Raw genomic sequence first — 6,304 nt, forward strand, 5'->3', positions numbered from 1 at the left:
CATAAATATATTTCAATACCTTCATAGAACAAAAATAGTATACCTGTCCCCAGGTTATAAATCCAATAGAACACTCCCGCAAGGGGTTGATTTGATCCAAGCAAGAAGGGATGGTCGTCATACGTCTCGGGCTAGAGTATGACATATGTCATACTGCCTACTTGATGTTTGTGTCTTAAAGGGTGACATCATCTTCTCTATACTTAGAAGCAGAAGAGTGATCCCCAGGGGGATACATCAAGGAGGAACGACGACCATGCGCAAAGATCAGTCAGCCCAGCTCGCCAGCCTAAAAAAAAGTGTAGCCCCTTTTGAGAAAACGGACCGTACACGAAGTATAAAGCAGCTAATAAATACGTTGTTGCCACTTGTAGTATTATGGTATAGCGCTTACTTCAGCCTATCCGTATCCTATTGGCTTACACTATTGTTCGCGATCCCAGCCGCAGGCTTCGTGATTCGAACATTTATCATTTTTCATGACTGCTGCCATGGCTCGTTCTTCAAAAGCCGCCGGGCGAACGATATCGTCGGTACCATTACCGGCATTCTGACACTGGTTCCTTACCGGCAGTGGAAGTATAGCCATTCTATCCACCATGCAACCAGCAGCAACCTCGATAAAAGAGGGATTGGCGACATCTGGATCATGACTGTCAATGAATATACTGAGGCCTCTTTTTGGAAAAGATTGTATTACCGGATTTACCGCAACCCGCTGGTTATGTTCGGCATTGGACCGATCGCTGTATTTTTGCTCCAATATCGGTTTAATGCCAAGGGAGCCAAGCGCAAAGAACGGATGAACACGTATCTCACCAATGTTTCTCTTGTTGTGTTGTATGGTATGCTCATTTGGGCCATCGGCTGGCAGTCCTTCCTGCTCGTGCAACTGCCTGTCGTATTTGTATCCGGCTTCCTCGGAATCTGGTTGTTCTATGTACAGCATCAGTTTGAGGATTCCTACTTCGAGAACGAAGACGAGTGGAGCTATGTGAAGGCTGCTGTAGAAGGAAGCTCATACTACAAGCTGCCGAAGCTGCTGCAATGGATTACCGGCAATATCGGTTTCCATCACGTGCATCATTTAAGCCCTAAGGTGCCTAACTATAAACTGGAACAAGTGCATAACTCGACTCCGCCATTGCAAAAGGCGACTACGATTACGATCGGCACGAGTCTCAAAGCCATCCATTTCCGTCTGTGGGATGAGGAGAATAAAGGCTTCGTGAGCTTCAAGGAGATGAAGGCCAGACTGCGCAATCCCAAGCGCGTGGCAGAAGTCCTGACTGTGCCTAAACCAACACTTCAGGGAGATTGAACACTATACCCAAGGAAGTGCAGAGCCGAAGATAATTGTTCGGCGCTGTTCTTCCTTTTGTTTTTCCTTAGGAGCGATACTCATCAGGTTTATGCTAATATAAGGATGAATAACTTTGAACAAAAGGAAGGCAGACATGCAGAAATGGTATTCTATTTTTCATAAAAGCACAGGACTTAGCCCTTATGTGTGGGTCGTCTTCTACATTCTTCCGTTCTATTTCATTTTCCGGTCTTCTTCCACCTATCAAGTGGTGTCCGGCGTTGTCATGATCATGCTGTTCTTTGTGTGCTATGTACTATCCTTTATATCAAAAGGCTGGCTGGTGTACTTCTGGACAAGCGTGCAAATTATAGTCTCTATTACGATGACGTTATTGTTTGGCTATGTGTATTTTGCGCTGTTTCTGGCTTTCTTTATCGGAAATATTCAGAACAGGGTTGGATTCTTCACACTATATTCCATTCATCTGTTAACCACCATTGTGTCCATCAATTACGTGCTGCTCTCGCGCAATCCCGTGTTTATTAGCCAACTGCCATTTGTGCTGGTCAGTATGATCGCGGTTGTGCTGCTGCCCGTTACCACCTATAACCGCAATAACCAGGACAAGCTGCAGGGCCAGCTGGAGGATGCCAACAAACGGATCTCTGAACTGGTCAAGATTGAGGAGCGGCAGCGGATCGCCCGCGATTTGCATGACACCTTGGGACAAAAGCTTTCACTAATCGGACTCAAGAGCGATCTCGCCGGCAAGCTAATACACAAGAATCCTGCGCAAGCAGTTGTCGAAATTAATGATGTGCGCCGAACGGCACGGAGCGCCCTGAAGGAAGTGCGGGAAATGGTGACAGAGATGCGAGGGATACGGCTGGAGGAAGAGTTGGTACGAATCAGACAGTTTCTTCAGGCGGCAGAGATCGATTTTCTACTGGAAGGCAATCCGAAGCTAACCAATACCTCTCTCATTACGGAAAATGTACTCAGCATGTGCATTAAAGAAGCGGTCACCAATGTGGTGAAGCACAGCAATGCCATGGCATGCTGGATTATGATTCAGCCCTCTCGTACAGAGCTGACAATCACTGTAAAAGACAATGGAACCGGGATTTCGGGGGATAACATTTATTCTAAAGGTCACGGACTGCAAGGCATGAGAGAACGACTTGAATTTGTAAATGGCACGATGGATATCGTGAAGGGCGTAGGAACCACCCTTGTAATAAGAGTTCCCAATGCATTCAAACAACCGGTGAAGGAGGAGACGACATGATAAAGATTGTAATTGCCGAGGATCAGCGTATGCTGCTCGGAGCGCTGGCTTCGCTGCTGGATCTGGAAGAGGATATGAAGGTGGTGGGGCGAGCAAGCAACGGGGAGGAAGCGGTGTCGCTGGTGCAGCTGCATAAACCGGATATTTGTATCATGGACATAGAGATGCCAGCAATGAGCGGTCTGGATGCGGCGGAAGCGCTGAAGAATTCCGGCTGCAAGACAATGATTCTGACCACCTTTGCGCGGACAGGTTATTTTGAGCGGGCTGTGAAGGCTGGAGTCCATGCCTATCTGCTTAAAGATAGTCCAAGTGAAGAACTGGCCTCCTCCATTCGCAGCGTGATGGCCGGACGGCGGATGTATGCTCCTGAACTGATGGATCAGGCCTACGGCGGAGAGGTTAATCCCTTGACGGAACGGGAAAAGGAAGTGCTGGGTCTGATCGCTGACGGCAAGAACACCAAGGAAATCGCCAGTCAGCTGTATATTACGACCGGTACGGTCCGAAATTATATTTCTGTCATTCTGGATAAGCTTGACGTAGGCAACCGGATTGAGGCGATTACTCGTTTTAAGGAAAAAGGCTGGTTCAAATAAGAAGCTTTCTAATATTAAATCGGGCTCAACAACATGCTGCCAAGCTCTACTTCATTTGTACAGATTGCTTGCGTATTTGTCCAAACCTTATAAAATTCAAGCACATCGCCATAAGGCTTCCAGTCTTGGGCGGTGTTTTTTTGTGCTTAAAAACAACGATAGTTTTGAATATCGACTGCAATGCTCTTTAGTTTTTAGCCGGGTTCCTCACTGGTTGCGAGTAACGGAAAGATCATGCTAGGATAACAGAATATTGGATTTGATGAAACTGAAATTATTTATTTAATCTAACAGTCCATATTTCATTATGATATCTATGCATCAGGAGGATAACGTCAATGTTGAAGATAAATCGTGAGGATGAGAGACCCATATGGCAGCAGCTGCTGGATCAGGCGATCTACAATATTACTTCAGGCAATTGGGCGCCGGGCGAACTGTTAGTGCCATCACGGGAACTGGCACAGATGGTAGGCGTATCGAGGTCCACGATCCAGATTGTTTATGAGGAATTGTTCAGCCGTGGATATACGACAACGTCACGCCGCGGCGGAACCAGGGTGAGTGATTGGAGCCAGACCTTACCCGCTTCCAAAGATGAAACGGATCAAGCCGTGATGACGCCGGAGCTGCCTCCGTTAAACGCCGCGCTGGGGCAGGTGAATGAAAGATCTAGCGGGACAGGATCCCCGAAAATCAGCATTGATTTTAACCCGCACGAGCCTTACCTGGATGAACATTTTCAGAAAAACTGGCGTCATTCCTTCCTGCAAGCCTCCTCGGAGAGCAGCTTGGACGATTGGACCTACGGCAATGCGTACGGCTTCGTACCGCTTCGCGAGCAAATCCAGCGCTATCTATCCCTTGAACGGGGCATACATGTGGGGATTGATCAGATTTTGTTAACATCAGGTGCACAGCACAGTATGGACTTGATTGCACAGGGACTTTTAAGAGAAGGCGAGACGGTGTCTGTGGAAGATCCGGGGTTTCAGGCAGCATCACTCACGATGAAATATCGCGGCATGAATGTAGCACCGGTTCCGATCGATGAGTACGGACTACAGGTGGAGCACATCCATCCCGATACCAAACTGGCTTTTGTCACCCCGTCTCACCAATGTGTGGTCGGTGTCATTATGTCGGAGCCGCGCAGGCAGCAGCTGCTGCATATGGCTGCCCAGCGTCGCTTTTGGATTGTGGAGGATGATTATGACAGTGAATTCCGCTATCGCGGCGGCCCGCTTCCGACCTTGTTCAGCCAGCAGCCTCAGAACACACTGTATATGATGAGTTTTTCCAAAATGGTGGCACCCGCCATCCGCTTATCCGCGATCATTGGCTCCAAAGAAGCAATCAGCCAGCTTGCCCAGGTGCAGAGCCTGATCTACCGCCAGCTTCCGATCATGGAACAGCTAACTTTGGCTCACTTTATCGAGCACGGTCATTTCATGCGGCATATGCGCAGAGTCCGTAACGTCTACCGGCGCAGACACGAAGCGATGACCCGGGCGATTACAGCTACAGGTCTTGGGGAACGTTTCAAATTGAGCGGCGTAGAGACTGGGCTGCATATGTTGCTGGAAGCTGAATCTTCATTTGACGAAGAAGCAGCAACAGATAGAGCGCTGCAGGCCGGCCTGCGCGTCTATCCGCTGAGTTCTTATTGCTTGAATACGCCTAGAAAAGGGTGGGTGCTGGGCTTTGCCAAGATCGACGAAGATACCATTGAAGAGGGTATTCATTCTCTGGCGGAACTGCTGCTGAAGTAGCGGTTCCGGCTAGCAAAGCCCTCGCCCCAGAGTTCACTAATTATTGGCTGCGGTCTTGCATCCGATCTTGCTCACGGAGACTGGACATTTCGATGCCCTTCATCGGGGTGCCAAGGTTCTTGGAGACTTCTGCGATCAGTGCATAATCCGTGTAGTGGGTAGTAGCTTCCACGATAGCACGTGCGAACTTCTCTGGAGAGTCGGATTTGAAAATACCGGAGCCTACGAATACGCCGTCGGCACCGAGATGCATCATCAGCGCAGCATCGGCTGGCGTTGCTACGCCTCCAGCGGCAAAGTTCACAACCGGCAGCTTTCCGGTTTCCGCTACTTGCAAAAGCAGCTCGTACGGTGCGCCCAATACCTTCGCTTCGTTCATCAGCTCGTCCTTATGCATACCTTGTACCCGGCGAATTTGACCCAGCAGCATCCGCATATGGCTTACAGCTTCCACGATGTTCCCCGTGCCCGGCTCTCCCTTGGTACGAATCATCGATGCGCCTTCCCCGATCCGGCGAAGCGCTTCGCCGAGGTTTCTTGCTCCACAGACGAACGGGATGGTGAATTCATTCTTATTGATATGGTACACATCGTCAGCCGGCGTCAGCACTTCACTCTCATCTATGTAGTCAACACCAAGCGATTCCAGCACCTTAGCTTCTATATAATGACCGATCCGCGCTTTGGCCATGACGGGAATCGATACCGCCTTCATCACCTGTTCAACAATCGTAGGATCAGCCATTCTCGCTACCCCGCCGGCTGCCCGGATATCCGCTGGGACTCTCTCCAGCGCCATAACGGCAGTGGCTCCAGCAGCTTCAGCAATTTTGGCCTGCTCGGCATTCATGACATCCATGATAACGCCGCCTTTTTGCATTTCGGCCATTCCTCTTTTAACCCGGTTAGTACCTGTATCCACCATTTTGTATTCCTCCCAAATTTGTCTTGTTGGATTAGCTTTGTCTCAGTATAGCAATCAATGGAACGGTAGAAACCATCCAAAAATATGATTTTGAGCAATCCAAAAGAAATGGGAAGGCAGAATTAATGATTCTTTATCACCAAATCCATCCCGTTCCTTGCATTATTCAATGGTCGCAAAAGTATAGTGAGTAAGGATTGTATAAGCTAAACGAGGGTTATGAAGCTAAGTAGGGGGAGATGTAAGTTAAACGAGGGTTATGTGAGCTAAATGGGGGAGATGTAAGCTAAACGGGGGTAATGTAAGCTAAGTAGGGGGGAGATGTAAGTTAAACGAGGGTTATGTGAGCTAAATAGGGGTTATGTAAGCTAAACGGGGGTAATGTAAGCTAAACGGGGGTAATGTAAGCTAAAC

General features: G+C 48.6%; 5 protein-coding genes. 4 read left to right on the forward strand and 1 reads right to left on the reverse strand.

Annotation, left to right across the window (positions count from 1 at the left end):
* The first annotated feature begins 256 nt into the window (after positions 1-256).
* The 4 genes from desA to pdxR all read left to right on the forward strand — a co-directional run bounded on the left by desA (position 257) and on the right by pdxR (position 4,965).
* Positions 257-1,321, forward strand: coding sequence for a Delta(5) desaturase DesA (gene desA, locus ACFORK_RS19205; RefSeq protein ID WP_379201866.1), 1,065 nt, complete (start codon positions 257-259; stop codon positions 1,319-1,321).
* 136 nt (positions 1,322-1,457) lie between these two features.
* Entirely contained in the window at positions 1,458-2,594 is a 1,137-nt protein-coding gene (locus tag ACFORK_RS19210) for a histidine kinase (RefSeq protein WP_379201903.1), read from the forward strand.
* A complete protein-coding gene (locus tag ACFORK_RS19215) occupies positions 2,591-3,193 on the forward strand; it encodes a response regulator (protein WP_379201868.1) in 603 nt (200 codons plus the stop codon). The genes ACFORK_RS19210 and ACFORK_RS19215 overlap by 4 nt, the downstream gene beginning before the upstream one ends.
* Before the next feature lie 338 nt (positions 3,194-3,531).
* Positions 3,532-4,965 carry a MocR-like pyridoxine biosynthesis transcription factor PdxR gene (pdxR, locus tag ACFORK_RS19220; protein ID WP_379201871.1) on the forward strand — a complete coding sequence of 478 codons (1,434 nt, stop codon included), beginning with the start codon at positions 3,532-3,534 and terminating at the stop codon, positions 4,963-4,965.
* Positions 4,966-5,005: 40 nt separating this feature from the next.
* On the opposite strand, the gene pdxS is transcribed toward pdxR, so the two are convergent.
* The gene (pdxS, locus tag ACFORK_RS19225) at positions 5,006-5,890 is read right to left on the reverse strand and encodes a pyridoxal 5'-phosphate synthase lyase subunit PdxS (protein WP_379201873.1); all 885 of its coding nucleotides are present in this window, start codon (positions 5,888-5,890) and stop codon (positions 5,006-5,008) included.
* Positions 5,891-6,304 lie beyond the last annotated feature (414 nt).

It is taken from the genome of Paenibacillus sp. GCM10012306, assembly GCF_042649265.1.
Classification (GTDB): Bacteria; Bacillota; Bacilli; order Paenibacillales; family Paenibacillaceae; genus Paenibacillus_AQ.

Coding starts and splice junctions, on each gene's coding strand:
- pdxR (WP_379201871.1), top strand. CDS start 3,532: ATGTTGAAGATAAATCGTGAGGATGAGAGACCCATATGGCAGCAGCTG.
- ACFORK_RS19215 (WP_379201868.1), top strand. CDS start 2,591: ATGATAAAGATTGTAATTGCCGAGGATCAGCGTATGCTGCTCGGAGCG.
- pdxS (WP_379201873.1), bottom strand. CDS start 5,890: ATGGTGGATACAGGTACTAACCGGGTTAAAAGAGGAATGGCCGAAATG.
- ACFORK_RS19210 (WP_379201903.1), top strand. CDS start 1,458: ATGCAGAAATGGTATTCTATTTTTCATAAAAGCACAGGACTTAGCCCT.
- desA (WP_379201866.1), top strand. CDS start 257: ATGCGCAAAGATCAGTCAGCCCAGCTCGCCAGCCTAAAAAAAAGTGTA.